General features: G+C 63.5%; 18 protein-coding genes and 1 tRNA gene. 5 read left to right on the top strand and 14 right to left on the bottom strand.

Annotated features, from left to right (window positions below; genetic code table 11):
• The first annotated feature begins 390 nt into the window (after nt 1-390).
• Nucleotides 391-921: a dihydrofolate reductase family protein gene (locus D2E24_RS05520; protein WP_125968331.1), complete on the top strand. Its 531-nt coding sequence runs from the start codon at nt 391-393 to the stop codon at nt 919-921.
• A gap of 349 nt (nt 922-1,270) precedes the next feature.
• On the opposite strand, the gene D2E24_RS05525 is transcribed toward D2E24_RS05520, so the two are convergent.
• Nucleotides 1,271-2,077, bottom strand: coding sequence for an Abi family protein (locus D2E24_RS05525; protein WP_125968332.1), 807 nt, complete (start codon nt 2,075-2,077; stop codon nt 1,271-1,273).
• A 258-nt stretch (nt 2,078-2,335) separates the two neighbouring features.
• Between D2E24_RS05525 and D2E24_RS05530 the strand changes: the two genes are divergently transcribed.
• Nucleotides 2,336-2,674: a hypothetical protein gene (locus D2E24_RS05530; protein WP_125968333.1), complete on the top strand. Its 339-nt coding sequence runs from the start codon at nt 2,336-2,338 to the stop codon at nt 2,672-2,674.
• A 118-nt stretch (nt 2,675-2,792) separates the two neighbouring features.
• Here the strand turns inward: D2E24_RS05530 and D2E24_RS05535 are convergent, their stop codons facing one another.
• From D2E24_RS05535 to D2E24_RS05550, 5 genes are all read right to left on the bottom strand, one after another.
• Entirely contained in the window at nt 2,793-3,224 is a 432-nt protein-coding gene (locus tag D2E24_RS05535) for a protein-(glutamine-N5) methyltransferase (RefSeq protein WP_125968334.1), read from the bottom strand.
• 390 nt (nt 3,225-3,614) lie between these two features.
• The gene (locus D2E24_RS05540) at nt 3,615-4,307 is read right to left on the bottom strand and encodes an ATP-binding protein (RefSeq protein ID WP_125968335.1); all 693 of its coding nucleotides are present in this window, start codon (nt 4,305-4,307) and stop codon (nt 3,615-3,617) included.
• A complete protein-coding gene (locus tag D2E24_RS10300; protein WP_164521030.1) occupies nt 4,304-4,441 on the bottom strand; it encodes a hypothetical protein in 138 nt (45 codons plus the stop codon). The genes D2E24_RS05540 and D2E24_RS10300 overlap by 4 nt, the downstream gene beginning before the upstream one ends.
• 85 nt (nt 4,442-4,526) lie before the next feature.
• A tRNA-Pro gene (locus tag D2E24_RS05545) sits at nt 4,527-4,600 on the bottom strand.
• Between the two features lie 258 nt (nt 4,601-4,858).
• Nucleotides 4,859-7,456 (bottom strand): excinuclease ABC subunit UvrA, encoded by a 2,598-nt coding sequence (locus D2E24_RS05550; RefSeq protein WP_164521034.1) that lies wholly within the window; start codon nt 7,454-7,456, stop codon nt 4,859-4,861.
• Between the two features lie 203 nt (nt 7,457-7,659).
• Between D2E24_RS05550 and aroA the strand changes: the two genes are divergently transcribed.
• On the top strand, nt 7,660-9,054 hold the full coding sequence (gene aroA, locus D2E24_RS05555; protein ID WP_206430934.1) for a 3-phosphoshikimate 1-carboxyvinyltransferase: 1,395 nt from the start codon (nt 7,660-7,662) through the stop codon (nt 9,052-9,054).
• Nucleotides 9,055-9,162: 108 nt separating this feature from the next.
• On the opposite strand, the gene D2E24_RS05560 is transcribed toward aroA, so the two are convergent.
• The 3 genes from D2E24_RS05560 to D2E24_RS05570 all read right to left on the bottom strand — a co-directional run bounded on the left by D2E24_RS05560 (nt 9,163) and on the right by D2E24_RS05570 (nt 14,143).
• Complete coding sequence (locus tag D2E24_RS05560) at nt 9,163-10,392, bottom strand: acetate/propionate family kinase (RefSeq protein WP_125968337.1); 1,230 nt, start codon at nt 10,390-10,392, stop codon at nt 9,163-9,165.
• A gap of 293 nt (nt 10,393-10,685) precedes the next feature.
• On the bottom strand, nt 10,686-12,365 hold the full coding sequence (gene pta / locus D2E24_RS05565) for a phosphate acetyltransferase (protein ID WP_125968338.1): 1,680 nt from the start codon (nt 12,363-12,365) through the stop codon (nt 10,686-10,688).
• A 296-nt stretch (nt 12,366-12,661) separates the two neighbouring features.
• Complete coding sequence (locus D2E24_RS05570) at nt 12,662-14,143, bottom strand: DUF1846 domain-containing protein (protein ID WP_125968339.1); 1,482 nt, start codon at nt 14,141-14,143, stop codon at nt 12,662-12,664.
• 133 nt (nt 14,144-14,276) lie between these two features.
• Between D2E24_RS05570 and D2E24_RS05575 the strand changes: the two genes are divergently transcribed.
• Entirely contained in the window at nt 14,277-15,038 is a 762-nt protein-coding gene (locus D2E24_RS05575; RefSeq protein ID WP_241222878.1) for a class I SAM-dependent methyltransferase, read from the top strand.
• A 21-nt stretch (nt 15,039-15,059) separates the two neighbouring features.
• Here D2E24_RS05575 and D2E24_RS05580 read toward each other — a convergent pair whose 3' ends face one another.
• The gene (locus tag D2E24_RS05580) at nt 15,060-16,010 is read right to left on the bottom strand and encodes a restriction endonuclease (RefSeq protein ID WP_125968340.1); all 951 of its coding nucleotides are present in this window, start codon (nt 16,008-16,010) and stop codon (nt 15,060-15,062) included.
• Nucleotides 16,011-16,036: 26 nt separating this feature from the next.
• Nucleotides 16,037-16,645 (bottom strand): protein adenylyltransferase Fic, encoded by a 609-nt coding sequence (gene fic, locus D2E24_RS05585; RefSeq protein ID WP_125968341.1) that lies wholly within the window; start codon nt 16,643-16,645, stop codon nt 16,037-16,039.
• Nucleotides 16,646-16,763: 118 nt separating this feature from the next.
• On the opposite strand from fic, the gene D2E24_RS05590 reads away from it, so the two are divergent.
• A complete protein-coding gene (locus D2E24_RS05590; protein WP_125968342.1) occupies nt 16,764-17,099 on the top strand; it encodes a TfoX/Sxy family protein in 336 nt (111 codons plus the stop codon).
• A gap of 63 nt (nt 17,100-17,162) precedes the next feature.
• Here the strand turns inward: D2E24_RS05590 and D2E24_RS10810 are convergent, their stop codons facing one another.
• The 3 genes from D2E24_RS10810 to D2E24_RS10305 all read right to left on the bottom strand — a co-directional run bounded on the left by D2E24_RS10810 (nt 17,163) and on the right by D2E24_RS10305 (nt 18,215).
• A complete protein-coding gene (locus D2E24_RS10810) occupies nt 17,163-17,519 on the bottom strand; it encodes a DUF7336 domain-containing protein (protein ID WP_420897479.1) in 357 nt (118 codons plus the stop codon).
• Nucleotides 17,503-17,940: a transposase family protein gene (locus D2E24_RS05595; RefSeq protein ID WP_125968343.1), complete on the bottom strand. Its 438-nt coding sequence runs from the start codon at nt 17,938-17,940 to the stop codon at nt 17,503-17,505. The genes D2E24_RS10810 and D2E24_RS05595 overlap by 17 nt, the downstream gene beginning before the upstream one ends.
• Before the next feature lie 116 nt (nt 17,941-18,056).
• Nucleotides 18,057-18,215, bottom strand: a complete 159-nt coding sequence (locus D2E24_RS10305) for a hypothetical protein (protein ID WP_164521031.1) — start codon at nt 18,213-18,215, stop codon at nt 18,057-18,059.
• Nucleotides 18,216-18,217: the final 2 nt, after the last annotated feature.

Raw genomic sequence — 18,217 nt, forward strand, 5'->3', positions numbered from 1 at the left:
TGCCGCTTCGTCGCCATGCTGATCCTGTCTTCCATAAGACAAGCCAAACAGGACCGATACCGTTCGCGCTCATTCCCGATGAGGCACCACCACACCCTACGCGCTCAAAAAACGTGAGGCACGTCGTGGGTTGACTTTCAAGACTCATAGCGGCTATACTGCCGGTGAATGCCCCGGAACGTCACTCATGCGAAACATCATGAAACCCCGGGGATTTTCTTTTTCCCTGCCATGAATCTGGCTATAGGGGTTAATAGACAAAACGTGGTGAAGTAAAGAAATGTGGGTCTTATCCGGGTGCATCGTGGGCGGGCTGTTATGCCTGTCCGGTCGTTGGGTTCCTGTATTTCCTATAGTTTCCCTGGTAGTCCGAAACCATGCGGGAGGAACATGAGGAACACGGTTCTGTTTATCGCGATGAGTCTCGACGGGTATATCGCGGATGCTGACGGCAACGTGGATTGGCTGTCCGGGCAGGATGACGACGTCGAAGGCGCCGACGGCTATGCGGATTTCATCAAGGGCATGGATACGGTGATCATGGGCTGGACGACGTACCATCAGGTCGTCACGGAGCTGTCTCCCGACCAATGGGTGTATGACGGTCTGCAAAGCTATGTGGTCACGCATCGGGAATGCGTACCGCGTGACGGGATTTCCTTCGTTTCGGAAGACCCCTGCGTCCTCGTCGATCGTCTGAGGCGGGAGCCGGGCAAAGGCATCTGGATCTGCGGTGGCGCCAGCATCATTCACCAGCTCATGCAGGGCGGTCTGATCGACGAATATCGCATCTCCATCATTCCGACGATTCTGGGGAGCGGCATTCGCCTGTTCGACACGCTGAACGAGACCAGACAGCTGCGGCTCGTCTCGTCGACGAACGACAACGGCATCGTGGAATTGACATACCGCAAGCATTGAATGAACGGTATGGGCCCCTCCTCCAAGGAACAGTCCCGGTCGGGCTGACAGGATTCGAACCTGCGACATCCTGTTAGGATTCGAGGGTTCTTGGCTCACACCAGCGGTCTTGGCTCACCTCGGAACCGTTGGAATCAAGCCATTTTCAAGTTTCGAGTTTCTTTGTTCAGACCACCCAGATTGGCGAATCGTGACGGTCATCGTTACTGGTTTGTTACTGGCTTTGAGCATCGGAACGGTGGAATAGCGCGGCGTGTCGACACACGGTCAAAACAATTTGTTACCGCTCTTTCTCCGTACCGTGCCGTCCTTCTCCGAACAGGTGATTGAAGAGAACAGCAGCGGTCGCCTACTCATTGGGTTGCGGCTCGTGTCCGAGCACGAGTTTCATCTTGCTGTTGTCCATCAGCCACGCATACAAGTCCCGGTCCAGGATCATCGCCAGATCGAAGCACGCCTGCACCGCGTCCGCCAACGTGATGCGCCGGTTCTCGCCGGGCAGCGGGATGCCGTTGACGAGAGGCTCGTGATGGGCGACACGGTTACGCAGAGCATGCACGGTCTTGACGATATCCAGCGCAAAGCATCTCGTCCACTTGGCGTTCGCGTCCGATGCGTGCTGACGCCCGCCGGGGAAGGCTTTGACGATGCCTTTGCGCCAAAGGTCGTTCTCGTAGTCGGCGCTGCCCTCGTCCGGCCAGTGCGCGTGAATAGCTCCGCCGTTCTCCAGCAGGTTGCGCCAGAACCCGAACGTCAACGCCGCGACGAGATGTCCGTGCGTGTGCCGTTTCCTCTGCTGGACGGTGAGATGGCCCCATGCCTCGCGGATCTGGCGTTGGGTGCGGTCGTCGAAACGGAGACCCGCCATATACCAGTCCTCGGTGTCGGACTGTTCCAAGGCGATGAGTGGCAACTGCCGGTCCATGTGGTTGCGTAGAGCGACTTCGAGGATGGCGATGTCGCCCATGCAGGCGCTGGCCATGTCGTGATCCCACAGGTACAGTCGCAGCGCCGGGCATGAGCGTCGCCGCGCTTCGGAATCGTAGGATGCGAGCCGTTCGTCGGTGATGTACGCGCGCAACGCCCTCTCCTGCGGGCTTCCCTTGCGAGGGGTCTGCGAGAGGAAAGCGGATACTGGGGTTGGCTGTCGGCTCATGAATCATTATCATATTCCATGAAATCCCCCAATGGGCCTCTCCGGACGGTCTTCGACTGAGCCGTGATGCACTGGGGGTTCTCTTTTATCTGGGAGTATCATCAGCGAGATATGTCACCCTAAGATGACAGATCTCGTTTATCTCTCGACTTTAGTGCTCCTTTCCATGAAGGTATAAGTCATACGTCGGAAACGGCGTAGTCAACCTTTACGGAAAGGGGCTGGCGTGGCAATCCAAAAGTATGGTTGCCGGTAGGTATGAACAAGGACGATTACAGGACCATGCTTCATGAGTTCATGGCCGATCAAGGAACCGTCGATGCCACCAGTATGCCGCAGGACTTCTGGAAGATCGTTGATTGCTTCGCTTATGACTCGAACGGCAATTGGACGATCGGCATATACGGAGCTCTCGATGGAGACACTTTCACTCCATCATGGAACGGTCCCACCTGCGTGTTCCTCTGGACATTGGAGAACGCTACGGCTGCTCAAATCCCCGAGGCGGCCTATTGCATGCAGCCTGATCAGAAACGGGAGTACGTTGAAGAGCAGGTTACGAAACTAGTACAAAACAGCTCAAACAACGGGAACTAACCGACACCCCAGTACAGCAAGAGATTGCCCTCCCCATCCGGCTACGCCGACTTTGTGGAGGGCAATCTATTTAGATTATCTTTGCGAAGCAGCTCATGCAGTAACTTGAAATCAAGAGCTAGTTCTTAGCATCGTCGATGATGATGTCAGCTGTTTCAGCGGTGACGTCTTCCGGCTTGACGAACCTCTTTTCATCGAAGTAAGCAATCGGGTTCTGGCTGCGGTTACGATTCACATGCTTGTGTAGCCACTGCTCGTAACCGGTAGCATCCTGCTTCCCGAGCAGCCAAAGACGATCTTCACCTTTAACGACACCTTCAATCCGACCGATGGCGACGACTTCACTATCATTGTTGAGCACGAGTGCCAGCTTCGCACGAATCGCGCGGCCGGGCTCAAGACGCCACCATCCTTGAGCGGCTTCCCAGCACTGGTCTTCGGTCATACCCTCTTCCCAGCCGTACTGAGAGCGCTTGGCCCCACCGCCGTAAGGAATTTCTTCTACGAAGTTCGTACGACCACCGAGCTTGATTGTCATGATCTCAGCCATTTGCGCCTCCATAATCTTTGGTTCTTAGATGCTTTTATTCTTGCATCTAAGATGGATTGTAGGCGAAAAACGTTCGCCAGGCGAGTGCCGGCGTGTCGGAGACGAGATAAACCAAGACCTCTCCCGGCGAGTTTCCTGTCACTCATCGTGAACGTCGGCTAGTTCGCGTTTAAGCCGAAGGCTCGACTACCGGGCTTCCTTTTGTACAGGGATTCCAGATGGTAGACTTGTGAATATTTGGAGGGTTGGGTACTGAGGTTTATTGCGGGTGGGCACTTCGGTTATTGCGGGTGGGTATCGGTGCGCGTGGTGGTTGCGCGCCGGTGTTTTTTTTATTGTGGTTTATCTGCCGTCCGCGTGTTCGCGCATGTTGTAGTCTCCGGTTTCGATTCAGGTGGTGTTGTGCACGATCTTGTCCATGATGGCGTCGGCGTGGGGTCCTCCGCCGAGTCTTTGGTGCCAGTCCTTCTGCGGGTATTGGGTGGCGAACAGGGTGCTGCCGGTGTCGTAACGGCGTTCCATGAGCTCGAACAGGAAGCCGAGGAACCTGTCGTCGGGCGGGTCGAACAGCCATTCGTCAAGCGCGAGGACCATGTAGCCGCTGTAGCGTTTGAGGAGCCTGGAGCGGCCTTGGGGCTTGTCGGCCCCCTGCCGCCATTCCTCCTCGAGGTCGGGGATGCGGATGTAGCGGGCGCGGTAGCGGTTTCGGCACGCCTGTCGGGCCAGCGCGCAGATGATCCAGCTTTTCCCGGATCCGCAGTAGCCCTGGCATACGATGTTGCGGTGTCGTGCGATCCATGAGCAGTCGGCGAAGGAGGCGACCAGCTCGCGGCTGATGCCGCATTCGTCGAGCATGTCGAGGGTGCGCAGGTCGGCCTGCGGGTAGCACAGGCGGGCGCGGCGGGCGAGCCCGTCGATGCGTTTGTCCACGAACGCCGTGTATGCCTCGTCCACGGCGAGTCTGACGCGCTGCTCCGTGTTCATCGCCATGCACGCGTCGTCGTCCTGATTCGCGAACGCGTCGAGCAGTTCGCCGCATCCCATGTCACGCAGCTGGCGGCGGGTCTGTTCGTCGAGCCTCATCGCGTCGCCTCCCTCGCGTAGTAGTCGGCCCCGCGCACGTAGCCGGCGGACGGTTCGATGCCGATGTCCCTGACGTCCACGTTCTCGCCTTCCGCGACCTCGTGGTCCTGACGGGTGTCGAGGATTGTCTTCAACTGCCGGTATCGGGCTTTTACTGGAGCAGTCGGCGAAAAAAAAACAAAGAAGCCCTACATCCCAAGCGGGAGTAGGGCTTACGGGTCGGGCTGACAGGATTTGAACCTGCGACATTTTGCTCCCAAAGCAAACGCGCTACCAAACTGCGCTACAGCCCGTCGTGCCCGTCGGGCACAAGCACTCATTGTACAATACCGGCGGACCACGCGGACACGCCCACGCGCCGTGGCCTCATGAGTCCGCGGCGGGGAGTGCCGGACCGGCGCCGGACGGTCGGGGAGGGGGGGCGGTCGACGCCGTGGAGTGTGCGTTCGCCGTGCGGGCGCAATCGCGGCGTGACTACGATCGCAGGCCGTTGGCCAGGCTAGGCGTTCCCGATACTCCTCCCCGAGGATGGCGCACTCCAGTTCGTCTGTTCACAGGTATCGTCCGGTGACGGATTCGGGGCAGCGGCGGATGTCGTCGGGCGTGCCGGCGGCGACGATGCGGCCGCCGGATTCGCCGCCTCCCGGGCCCATGTCGATCACCCAGTCCGCTTCGCCGATCACGTCGAGGTCGTGTTCGATGACGACGACGGTCGCGCCCGCCTGCACGAGCCGGTCGAACACGCCCAGCAGGACGCGCACGTCCGACGGGTGCAGGCCGATCGTCGGCTCGTCGAACACGAACAGTGCATCCGACTGGACGCGCCCCATCTCGCCGGCGAGCTTGAGCCGCTGCGCCTCGCCGCCCGACAGGGCCGGCGTCGGCTCGCCGAGCGTCAGATACCCCAATCCCAGATCGTGCAGCGTCTGCAGGCGCGCGTGCACCTTGCGCAGGTCCGCGGTCGCGTCCAGCGCCTCGTCGACGCTCATCGCCATCAATTGCGGCAGGGTGAGCGCGCGTCCGTCGCGGCCCGTCCGGCGGATCCGCGACGCGTCGGCCGCGTAGCGCGAACCGCGGCAGTCGGGGCAGGCGACGTCCACGTCGGGCAGGAACTGCACGTCTAGCGAGATCGACCCGGTGCCGTCGCACGTCGCGCAGCGCAGCCGACCCGTATTGTACGAGAAATCGCCTGCCTTCCAGCCGGCCGCCTTCGCCTCGTCGCAGCGGGCGAACGCGCGTCGTAGATCGTCATGCACGTCCGCGTACGTGGCGACCGTGGACCGCACGTTCGCGCCGATCGGCGTCGCGTCGATGAGATTCGCACGCACGATTCCCGCCGCGTCGACCGAGCGCACATGCGACGGCAGCGGCTCGCCGGCCGCCGCCGCACGCACGGCCGGGATCAGCGTCTCCAACACCATCGTCGTCTTGCCCGACCCGGACACGCCCGTCACCGCCACCAGCCGGCCGCGCGGAATCCGCACCGACAGCGGACGCACCGTATGCAGCGCGTCGCTTTCCAGCACGATCGCACCATAGTCGAACATATGTTCGACGGCGACCTGCTCGCGCACACGCAACACCGACACCGACACCGACACCGCAGACGACGCTGCCGTACCGTCGTTCCCACCATGCCGCCGACCTCGATACAGGAACGGCGCGATGCGACTGTCCGCCGACGCGGCGACCTCGGCCACCGTACCCTGCGCGAGTACGCGGCCGCCGCCGGCGCCGGCGACCGGACCCATCTCGACCAGATGGTCCGCGGCCTCCAGCACGCGCACGTCATGATCGACCACGACCACCGAATTGCCGTCCGCCACCAGATCGCGCATCACGCCCAGCAGACCGTCCACGTTCGCCGGATGCAGGCCGATCGACGGCTCGTCCAGCACATACAGCACGCCCGTCGTACGATTGCGCACCGCACGCGCCAACTGGACACGCTGGCGCTCGCCGGTCGACAGCGTCGCACCCGCACGATCCAACGACAGATACCCCAATCCGAGCTCCAGCAGCCGGCGCGCCACATCGAGGAACGATTCGCCGATGTTGACTGCCATCGGACGCATCGGCTCCGGCAGGCCGGCCGGCACCGCGCGCACCCAGGCGACCGCCTCATCCAACGTCATCGCCGTCGCCTGCGCCAGGTCGATGCCCGCCACCTGCGGGGCGCGCGCCCGGTCGGACAGGCGCGTGCCCGCGCACGCATGGCATGGCCCCTCCCTGAGGAAGCGGGCCACACGCTTCAGCCCCTTCTCGTCCTTCGCCTTAGCCAACGCGTTCTCCACCGTGTACACCGCGTTGAAATAGGTGAAATCCAGTTCGGCGAAATCATCGCCCGTCTTGGGCCGGTACAGGATATGCTTCTTAACCGCCGGCCCCTCGAACACGATCTGCCGCTCCTCGTCGGTCAGCTCACGGAACGGGACGTTCGTGCGCACGCCCATCGCACCGCACACCTGCTTCATCAGATCCCACATGAGCGAACCCCACGGCAGGACCGCACCGTCGTCGATCGACTTCGACTCGTCCGGCACCAACGCGGCACGATCCACCTCACGCACCACACCCGTACCCGAACACGCGGGACACGCGCCGCCCGAATTGAACGCCAGATCCTCCGCGCCCGGACCATAGAACTCCTCGCCGCAGCCCACGCAGCGGATCGGCAGCTCCGCCGCCACGTTCAACGTCGGCTCGCTGCGCGCACCGCACTTCGGACACACATGCGATCCCACGCGCGAAAACAGCAGACGCAACGCGTTCAACAGCTCGCTCATCGTACCGAACGTCGAACGGATGCCCGGCACCGCCGGACGCTGATGCAACGCCAACGCCGCCGGCACATGCCGCACGTCGTCCACCTGCGCGCGCGACGCCTGCGTCAGCCGCCGCCGCGTATACGTCGACAACGCCTCCAGATAGCGACGCGACCCCTCCGCATACAGCACCCCCAACGCCAGCGAACTCTTCCCCGACCCGGACACGCCGGCAACCCCCACCAGCTCACCCAACGGGATGTCGATATCCACATCCTTGAGATTATGCACGCGCGCGCCACGCACCTCGATATGCGACGGACGCGCCGGCTGGGACGGACGCGCCGAATGCGACGACACGGACGGACGGAACGAATCGGTCATGGACATGCCTACCCCTCACCAAACATCGAACTCAAACATCGACACGAACGGACGACACCACTCTATCGCGACTCCACCGCGACTCCACCGCGCAACCCGGCACGGATGCCCTCATCCAGACAACGCCCGACACCGCCCGCCAACGCCCCGCAAACACGGACATGCACCCATACGCCTCCCCGCGAACCGATACGATGGAACCCATGAACGACACGAACACCACGACCCACACCGACCTCTGGCCCGCGCCGACGGCGAGCGGACCGCTCCACGCGACCGTCACCATCCCCGGCAGCAAATCCCTCTCCAACCGCTACCTCATCCTCGCCGCACTCGGACGCCGGCCCGTCACTCTCATCGGCCTGCTGCGCTCACGCGACACCGAACTCATGATGGGGGCGCTCGCCGCCCTCGGCGTGCGCTGCGACGTCGACCCGGACGAGGAGACGACCGTCACCGTCACGCCGCCCGCCGACGGACGCTTCCGCGGCGACGTGGACGTGTACTGCGGACTGGCCGGCACGGTGATGCGCTTCGTACCCGGTCTGGCGTTGTTCGCCGACGGTCCGGTGCGCTTCGACGGCGACCGTCAGGCGTACGCGCGCCCGATGCAGCCGGTGCTGGACGGCCTCGAACAGCTCGGCGCGCACGTCGACTACCACGGCGAGCACGGCTACCTGCCGTTCACCATCACGCCGCCCGCCGATGCCGACGCCGGCGACGCAGCCGACGCGATCGCAGCCGCCGCGGACCCGGACGCGCCGGCGCGCGCGACCGTCGCGATCGACTCGTCCGGCTCATCCCAGTTCATCTCCGGCCTGCTGCTCGTCGGATCGCGTCTGCCGGGCGGTCTGACGCTGACGCATACGGGGGAGCGCACGCCGAGCCTGCCGCACATCCGCATGACCGTCACCGACGTGAACGGTGCCGGCGGCCATGCGACGGCCGAAGAGGCCGCGCGCGTGTGGACCGTCGACGCGGGCGGACTGCAGCTGCCGGAACGAGTCGTCGTCGAACCCGACCTGTCGAACGCGGCCCCGTTCTTGGGCGCGGCGCTCATCGCCGGAGGCACCGTGCGTGTGCCGAACTGGCCGGTCGACACCACCCAGCCGGGCGGGCTCCTGCCCGGATATCTGGAACGGATGGGCGCCACGGTGCGATTCCCCGAAGAGCACGGCACCCGCTACTGCGAGGTGACTGGCGACGGCACGATCCACGGTCTGGGCGACTTCGACCTGACCGCGGCCGGCGAGATCGCCCCCTCCCTGGCGGCGGTGCTCGCGTTCGCCGACGCGCCGACGCGCATGATCGGCATCGGGCATCTGCGCGGCCACGAGACGAACCGTCTGGAGGCGCTGGTCACGGAGATCCGACGCATCGGGGGAGAGGCGCGCGAACTGGACGACGGCATCGAGATCACGCCGGTGCCGCGCGAACGGATGCACGGCGCGGTGATGGAATCGTACGCGGACCACCGCATGGCCACGTTCGCCGCGATGATCGGCCTGATTGTGCCGGGCGTCGAGATCGTGAACGTCGCCACCACACGCAAGACCCTGCCCGATTTCGTCGGCATGTGGACCGGCATGCTGGCCTGACTGGCCGTACCGCACGACCGGCTGGTACGGCCGGATATACGGGAAGAGCCCCGCCGAAACCGGCGGGGCTCTTCCCGTTCACTGACTCAAGCGAAGGTCAGCGTGGACTCACTTGGCGAACTTGTTGCCGTAGGTGTCCTCGCCGGCCTCGGCGATCGCCGCGGACTTGCGGGCGATGGCCAGCTCCTCGTTCGTCGGGATGATGGCGATGACGATGGAGGAATCCGGGGTGGAGATGATGCGCGGCTGCTTGGAGCGCGTGTTGTTCTTCTCCTCGTCGATCTTGACGCCGAACGGGGCGAGCTTGTCGCACACCATCTTGCGCACGATCTCGTCGTTCTCGCCGACGCCGGCGGTGAACGTGATCACGTCCACGCCGCCCATCTGGGCGGTGTAGTTGCCGATGTAGCCGACGATGCGGTGCACGTAGACGTCGAGCGCCAGCTTGGCGTCCTCGTTGCCCTCGGCGATCTCGCGATGGACCTCGCGCAGGTCGCCGTAGCCGGTCATGCCCATCATGCCGGAACGCTTGTTGAACAGGGCGTCCAGCTCGTCCACGTTCATGTGGGCGTTGCGGATGAGATGGAAGACGACGGCCGGGTCGATGTCGCCGGTACGGCCGCCCATCATCAGGCCCTCGAGCGGGGTCAGACCCATGGAGGTCTCGACCGGCTTGCCGGACACCTCGGCGGACGCGGACGCGCCGTTGCCGATGTGCAGGACGATCTGCTTGAGGCCCTCGGCCGGCTTGCCGACGACCTCCGGCACCACGGAGGAGATGAACTCGTGGGAGGTGCCGTGGGCGCCGTAGCGGCGGATGTGGTACTGCTCGGCGATCTCCTTGTTCAGCGCGTAGGTGCTGGCGGCCTTCGGCAGCTGGAAGAAGAAGGAGGAGTCGAACACGAAGACCTGCGGCACGTCCGGCAGCAGCTCGCGCATGACCTCGGCGCCCTTGGCCTCCGGGCCGTTGTGCAGCGGGGCGAGCACGGCCAGGTCCTTGACGGCGTTGATGGTCTTGTCGTTGACGAGGGCCGGGTTCGGGAAGAGGGAGCCGCCCTGGACGACGCGGTGGCCGACGGCCACGATGCCGGCCTCGTCGAGCTTCGGGCCGTACTCGTCGAAGAAGCCGAGCACGCGCTTCAGGCCCTGCTCGTGGTCGTGGATGGGCTCCTCAAGCTCGTGCTTCTCGCCGTTGAACTCGTGCTTGTAGTGGCCGTCGACCGGCTCGCCGATCTTCTCGACCAGACCGGAGGCGAGACCTTCGCCGGTCTCGAGGTCGACCAGCTGATACTTGATCGAGCTGGAACCGGAATTGATGACAAGGACGGTTTTCGCCATTGTGGGCATCCTCCATGATTGATTGTCGTACCGCGAAAACGCGGCTTTCCAAAACCCTAGACTACTCGCTGCTTGCTACAAATCACAACAGTGACGACACCGGATACGACGGTCGTCGCCGTCGCGTCGGTGACCGCTTACGCGAGATCGTCCACGAAACGAGCGTGGGGCCGGATGTCCCGTTCCCGACCGTAAGGACTCGGCCAGAGCGGCCCGGAGCGTGTCGGGAACTGGACATCCGGCCCCACGCGGTCACCACGGACTTTTCCGCGGGAACGGGACGAAATCGCGGACTACTGCGCGGTGACGGCCGTCAGGGCGACGGTGTTGATGATGTCCTGCACCAGCGCGCCGCGCGACAGGTCGTTGACCGGCTTGTTCAGACCCTGCAGCACCGGGCCGATGGCCAGCGCGCCCGAGGAGCGCTGCACGGCCTTGTAGCCGATGTTGCCGGCGCACAGGTCCGGGAACACGAACACGTTGACGTGGCCGGCCACGTCGCTGCCCTTGGCCTTGGTGGCGGCCACGGTGGGCGACCAGGCGGCGTCGAACTGGATGGAGCCGACGACGGCCAGATCCGGATCCTTCTCCTTGAGCAGCGCGGTGGCCTCCTCGACCAGGTCCACGTCCGGGCCCTTACCGGAGCCGAGCGTGGAGTAGGAGAGCATGCCGACCTTCGGCTCGATACCGAACGCCTTGGCGGTCTCGGCCGACTGCAGCGCGATCTCGGCGAGCTGCTCGGCGTTCGGGTTGAGGTTGATCGCGCAGTCGGCGAACACGGCCACATGGTCCTTGAAGCACATGAGGAACGCGCCGGAGACGAGCTTCTGACCGGGCTTGGTCTTGATGACCTGGAGGGCCGGGCGCACGGTGTTGGCGGTGGAGTTGACCGAGCCGGAGACGAGGCCGTCGGCCTTGCCGAGCACGACGAGCATCGTGCCGAAGTAGCTGGCGTCGGCCAGGGTCTTGCGGGCCTGCTCCTCGGTCATGCCCTTCTTGGCGCGCAGCTCGCACAGCTTGGCGACCATCGGCTGCAGCACCTCCTCGTCGTCCATCGCCTGGAAGACGGCCTTGTCGAGGGACTTGAGGCCCAGCTCCTCGCCGCGGGCGAGGATGGCGTCCTTGTCGCCCACGATGATGAGGTTCACGATGTCGCGTTCGAGCAGGTAGTCGGCCGCCTTGATGATGCGGTCCTCCTCGCCTTCGGGGAGCACGATGGTCTTCTTGTTCGCCTTGGCCTTGCCCAGCAGGCTGTACTGGAACGCGTACGGGGTGGTGGGCGCGTCGAACGGCGCGTCGAGCGCGGCGACGACCTGCTCGGCCGGCGCGTTCTGTGCGAACGCGGCGTCGGCCTTGGCGGCGGCGTCCGCATCCTCGTCGGACGGGAATTCGACGGCCGGGATGGTCCACACCGGCACGGCCGAATCGGACAGCGCCTCGCGGGCCGCGGCGGCCTTCTCGTCGTCGCAGCCGGTGACGAACACGCCGGCGACCTTGGAGCCGGCCTTCTCGACGGCGGTGGTGCAGGCGTCGACGGTGGCGCGCACCTGCTCGCCGTCGCGCGGGATCGCGCACACGGCGAGGAAGACGGGGGCCTTGAGGTCGGCGGCCACGTCGGCGTTGAACGTGAAGCCTTCCGGATCGTAGACCTTGGAGCCGTCGGTGCCGACGATCACCATCGCCTCGGCGCCGCTCGCTTCGACGGACTCGTGGTAGGCGGCCACGATGTCGCCGCGGGAGGTGTCCTTGTCCTCACGGGCGCGCTTGGGGCACACGCCGCGCACGCCGGCCGGATCCTGGCCTGCGGTGGCGGCGGCGAGCAGCACGTCGGTGAACGTCTCCTTACGGCAGCAGGCGGGACGGAACACGCCCGTCTTCGACTGCGCGGCGAGGGCCTTGAGCACGCCGTAGGCGACGACGTTGCGGCCGTTGCCGCCTTCCGGGCTTGCGATGTAGACGCTGGTAAGACTCACGATGTCTCCTCCATGGTTCGGTTATGCATTGCGTGTGACTGCTTCGTTCGCACTCAACGCACCATTCTAATGCGTGACCGTTCACAGCCGCGCACGGGCGCAAACGGCGTCGGATGTGAGTTCGCTCACATCGTTCCGGAATATGGGCCGTCGGCGGACGGTGGAGGAGAGTGCGGCAGCGGCGGAGGGGGCCTGCGGATACGGGTCGGCCCCGCAGGACGGGGTATCATCCTGCGGGGCCGTATCCGATTATTGCCGCATCAGGGCGCCGTTTCGGCGCGCCCTCCGGCAGGCGCTCACTTGTGGTAGAGGCTGACGCGCTCGTACTTGGGTTCGCAGCACACGTTGATGCCGAGCTTGCGGTACAGCGCCTCGTCGGTGGCGGAGATGATCACCGAGAAGAACGCGTCGCAGCCGCGCAGCTTCTCCAGACCTTCGATGACGCGCGCGGCGACGGGGCTCTGCGCGCTGGTGAGCGACAGGGCGATCAGCGTCTCGTCGGAATGCAGACGCGGGTTGACGCTCGACAGATGCTCGGTCTTGAGACGGCAGATCGGCTCGATGGCGGTGTCGGCGATGACGAGCTTGTCGTCCTCGACACCGGTGACGGCCTTGAGCGCGTTCATGAGCAGCGCGCTGGCCGCGCCGAGCAGGTCGCCGGTCTTGCCGGTGATGACGCGGCCGTCGGGCAGCACCATCGCGCCGGCCGGGGCGCCGGTGGTCTCCTCCTTGAGGAGCGCGGCGGAACGGGCGGGGGAGAGGTCCTTGTCGACGCCGGCCTTCTTCATGATGGAGCGCAGACGCTCCACCTGGTCCTCGCCGGTGCCGGTGCGCTTGAGGTTGACGGCGGCGGTGAAGTAGCGGCGCACGATCTCCATGCGCGCGGCGTCGCGGCACGCCTCGTCGTCGACGATTGCGTAGCCGGCCATGTTGACGCCCATGTCGGTGGGGCTCTGGTAGGGGCTCTCGCCCATGATCTTCTCCATCATGGCCTTGAGCACGGGGAACGCCTCGACGTCGCGGTTGTAGTTGACGGTGGTCTCGCCGTACGCCTCCAGATGGAAGGAGTCGATGATGTTCGCGTCGTCCAGATCGGCCGTGGCGGCCTCGTAGGCGATGTTGACCGGGTGGTTGAGCGGCAGGTTCCAGATCGGGAACGTCTCATACTTGGCGTAGCCGGCGTCGATGCCGCGCTTGTTCTCGTGGTACAGCTGCGACAGGCAGGTGGCGAGCTTGCCGGAGCCGGGGCCGGGCGCGGTCACGACGACGAGCGGACGCGACGTGACGATGTAGTCGTTGCGGCCGTAGCCGTCATCGGAGACGATGTGCTCGATGTCGTGCGGGTAGCCGGCGATCGGGTAGTGCAGGTAGCAGGTGATGCCCAGCTGGTCGAGACGGTGGCGGTACGCGTCGGCGGCGGGCTGGCCGGCGTACTGGGTGAGCACGACCGAGCCGACGTAGAAGCCGCGCGAGCGGAAGATGTCGATGAGGCGCAGCACGTCCTCGTCGTAGGTGATGCCCAGATCGCCGCGCATCTTGGCCTTCTCGATGTGGTTGGCGTTGATGGCCACGACGATCTCCACGTCGTCCACGAGGCTCTTGAGCATGCGGAACTTGGAATCGGGTTCGAAGCCGGGCAGCACGCGGGAGGCGTGGTAGTCGTCGAACAGCTTGCCGCCGAATTCGAGGTACAGCTTGCCGCCGAACTGCGCGATGCGCTTCTTGATGTTGGCTGCCTGCAGCTCGATGTACTTGTCGTTGTCGAATCCCTGACGCATGTGGTGGAAACCCCTTCCGTACGGCGTACGATGACCTAGGGATTATAGCGGACCGCCCCGAAGTAGACGAACACGCCCGCTCCGTCCAGATCGCCGCTGATCGCTGGACGGGGGTGCGGAGAGGAGAACGAACATGGCGATGGATTACGTGGAGCATAACGCCACGGTGATCGACCGGTGGGTCGACGAAGGCTGGGAGTGGGGCAGGCCCATATCCCATGACGAATACGAGCGCGCCCGCTCGGGGGAGTGGTCGATCCTGCTCACGCCGACGCACGCCGTCCCGCGCGACTGGTTCCCCGAGGATCTGACCGGCGTGCGCGTGCTGGGCCTCGCCTCGGGCGGCGGCCAGCAGATGCCGCTGCTCAGCGCCGCGGGCGCCCGCTGCACGGTGCTCGACTACTCGCAGCGCCAGCTCGATTCGGAGCGTCTGGTGGCCGAGCGGGAGGGGTATCCGATCGAACTCGTGCGCGCGGACATGACGAAGCCGCTGCCGTTCGCGGATGGCTCCTTCGATCTCATCGTGCACCCGGTGTCGAACTGCTACGTGCGCGAGGTGCTGCCCATCTGGCGCGAATGCTTCCGCGTGCTCGCCCCTGGCGGACGCCTGCTGTCGGGACTCGACAACGGCATCAACTACGTGGTCGATGACGCGGAGGAGCGGATCGTAGACGGTCTGCCGTTCGACCCGGTGGCGAACCCGCGGCAGCGCGAACGGTTCGACATCGACGAGGACGGCATGCAGTTCTCCCACTCGTTCAACGAGCAGATCCGCGGCCAGCTGCAGGCGGGCTTCACGCTCCTCGACTGCTACGACGACACCAACGGCGTCGGCCGCCTCCACGAACTTGGCATCCCCAGCTACTGGGCCACCTGCGCCCAGAAACCACGGTAGCGAATGCGGATTCGTGCTGGTTCATTCGTTGTCGAAGAAGTCGTTGTCCACGGCCTTGATCTCATACACGGTTTTGACGCTCACGCCCACGTTGTATTCGATCATGAGATTGGCCAGCGTCATGCCGTCGACGAGCACCACGCTGACGTGGCTTGAGCGCATGCTTTCCTCCGCATAGGTTCGGGCTTCTTTGGAGAACCGTGATGTGGTGATGAACACGCCCTTGCTTGCGCCGTTGCCTACGAGCGCGCCGACGAATCCCTGGATGTCGGGCCGTCCGACGACATGGTCCCTGTCCCAACGCTTGGCTTGGATGTAGACCGAGTCCAGGCCGAGTCGATCGAGTCTGACGACTCCGTCGATGCCGCCGTCCCCGCTTGCCCGCGTGACTTCGCCGGAGCGTCGGGACAGATCGCCGTAGCCGAGTGCGAGCACGAGCCGTGTCACCAGTCGCTCGAAGAAGTAGGGGTCGTTCGACAGGATGAGGTCGAGCAGTTCGACGGCGAGCGCCTCGTTCAATTGCGCGGACGCGCTTTCCATCAGATCCTCCGGAGTGGATTCCTCCGTGTCCTGAGCCGGATTGGGCAACGCATCGCGAACGCTTTCGCTCGCCTTGCCCTTCTTCAGATAATTGTTCTTCCACGCATTGAACGCATCCACGGTCGCCAATTCGATGCGGTTGAATCCCTTAGCATGTTGGTTCAGGAAGTTCCTGCCCGCTTCCGTAATGCGGTATGTTCCGCGTTTCTCTCCGTTTTCGATGAGTTCGGCTTTGCGGAGGTCGGTGATGCCCCACCCCACTCGGTTGACGATGCGTGACTGGCCGCTTTTCAGCATCTCGTTACGTTCGTCCGCCGTCATATCGAACGCTTCCATGACGACGAGGCGAAGATGCCGGCTGTCTTTCACCGACCCGTCGGCGAGTTCCTGCAGGATCGGGAACATCGTCTGGTCCCAAGTGGGCATGGTCATGATTCGCTCCTTTGTCTGATGGCGTCCTACTTGTCCAGCCCGTCCATGGTGTAGGTGGTGTAGCCTTCGTAACGGTAGCTGGCGTCGATGCCCTTCATGTAGACCTGACGGTCGTCCACAGCGTCCGTCAGGGCGGCCTTGAGCAGGATCTTGATTTCGGTGTCGCGCACGGGACTGCGTTCCATGGCGAGGAGATAATCCTCCTTGTCCACGAGGCTCCAGTCGACCACCCTGCCCAGTTCCTTGCGCAGGATGCAGTCGAGCCAGATGCGGGTGCTGCGCCCGTTACCCTCTCTGAAGGGATGGGCGACGTTTATCTCGACGTATTTCTCTACGATCTGGTCGAAATCGTTCTGCGGCATCCGTCCGATGGCATCAAGCGCTGCACCCAGATACATGACTGCGGCGAAGCGGAAGCCGCCCTTGGCGATGTTCACCTCTCGCATCTGACCTGCGAACTCGGATATGTCCTGAAACAGGTAGGCGTGGATCTTGGAAAGCCCGTCGAAAGTACCAACCTCGAACGTATTGAGCAGTCCGGTCTCGAACAGTTCGAGGGCGCGTCGCTTGGTGAGCAGCTCCTCCTGCCGGGCCAGTTCGATCTCATTGGTGATTCCAAGCTTGTTGCTGAGCATGAATGCCTTTCCTGTGGACGATGAGAGAAGTTCCACTCGTTCTGCCACGATTGTACCGTGGGCATCCTGGACGAGGGATGTTCTGGATTGAATCGCCGACGAAGGAGAGCGTGGCATTATGGGTTCCAGCAAAGAGTATCTGGGCTATGTATTGGAACAGTTGTCGGATCTGAATGATGTGACCTATCGCGCGATGATGGGCGAGTACATCCTCTATTTCCGCGGTAGGATCGTCGGCGGCATCTACGACGACCGTCTGCTCGTCAAACCCGTTCCTTCCGCGATCTCCCGTATGACTGACGCCGTCTATGAGTCGCCATATGAGGGTGCCAAAGCGATGCTCCTCGTCGACGATGTCGACGACAAGGAATCCCTCTGCGATCTGTTGCTCGCCATGGTGGATGAACTTCCCGCACCGAAGAACACTTCATCCCGGAGGAAACCAGCGGCCTGATTCATCGATGACTCGGTTGCTCTGACACCTCCAGGATTGGGAATCGGGATGAGACACGCATCCTTAGTCCGATTGACGAAGCGTGGTGAAACCGTCGGTCCAGCCTAGGCGGTCGACCCGGGAGCGGTGTATCTCAAAGCAGTTTATCGGATGCTCTCTGAACCCTTCCTTCACCTTGAGCTGCTCGATCGCATCATGCGCCTTCGCTTCGGAGGAGAAGACGCCGATCAGTTTCTCCTCCTCCCGTGCGCCGTCATCATCCGCCAGATCATATACATGCCATAGCAGAAAAAACGTCCATCGTCGTCCTTCTCGGTTGATTCGCAGTTCCGGTACTATTCTGCCATGCAAAAGGGGGCCGGACGAAGTGGAAGAACCAAAAGAAACGCCGAAACGGCCTACTTCAACTTGACAAAACACACACGCTCTTCGATTTGAGCACGACCTCGGCCGCGGCCCACCATACCGCCGCGGCCGTCAGACGTCTGCCCTCGTCGGCTATGCGGGTCAGATCGTCGGTCCACGAGCGCGCGCACGACGCACACTCGTATCGCCTGACCCGCACCATCAAATGCACCGCGTGCTGGCCGACGGGTGTGTGCGCGAACCGACGCCGCCACGAGGAACGCACACGCCCCATGGCACCGCAATCGCGGCAGTAACGGGCCGCGTCGTCCGCCGGCTCGCAGCCGATCAGCCACACGCCGGCACGCGAGCCCGCGGTCACGTGCCTCTGCGAGACGGGATTCAGACCCAGCCTGTCCAGGCCGAGCAGGACCCGACCGTCGAACGCGCTAGACTCAATACCAAGCCGCGCGGTTTCATTCACTTTTTCAATCACACACCGAATCAAACCGCACGGCCCTTACACACCAAAATGCGAAGAGCCAATAAAGAACTGTGCTGCCATGTCTAATCCTTTCACACGTGTGTTTACTTGCTATCTATAACGCCGCGTCAGAAACCAAATACCTCCTCCTCAATCTCGGCGGCGCTCTCGGCGTTAGGGAACATATCGGCAAGGGTCGCGGAAGCGTCCTCGCGGGTCATGTAGGCATCGTCCCAGCCGAAGGCAGATGCCAGTTCCTCGTAGAAATCTAAATCTCTGTCGCTCATGT

The sequence above is a fragment of the Bifidobacterium samirii genome, assembly GCF_003952945.1.
GTDB lineage: Bacteria > Actinomycetota > Actinomycetes > Actinomycetales > Bifidobacteriaceae > Bifidobacterium > Bifidobacterium samirii.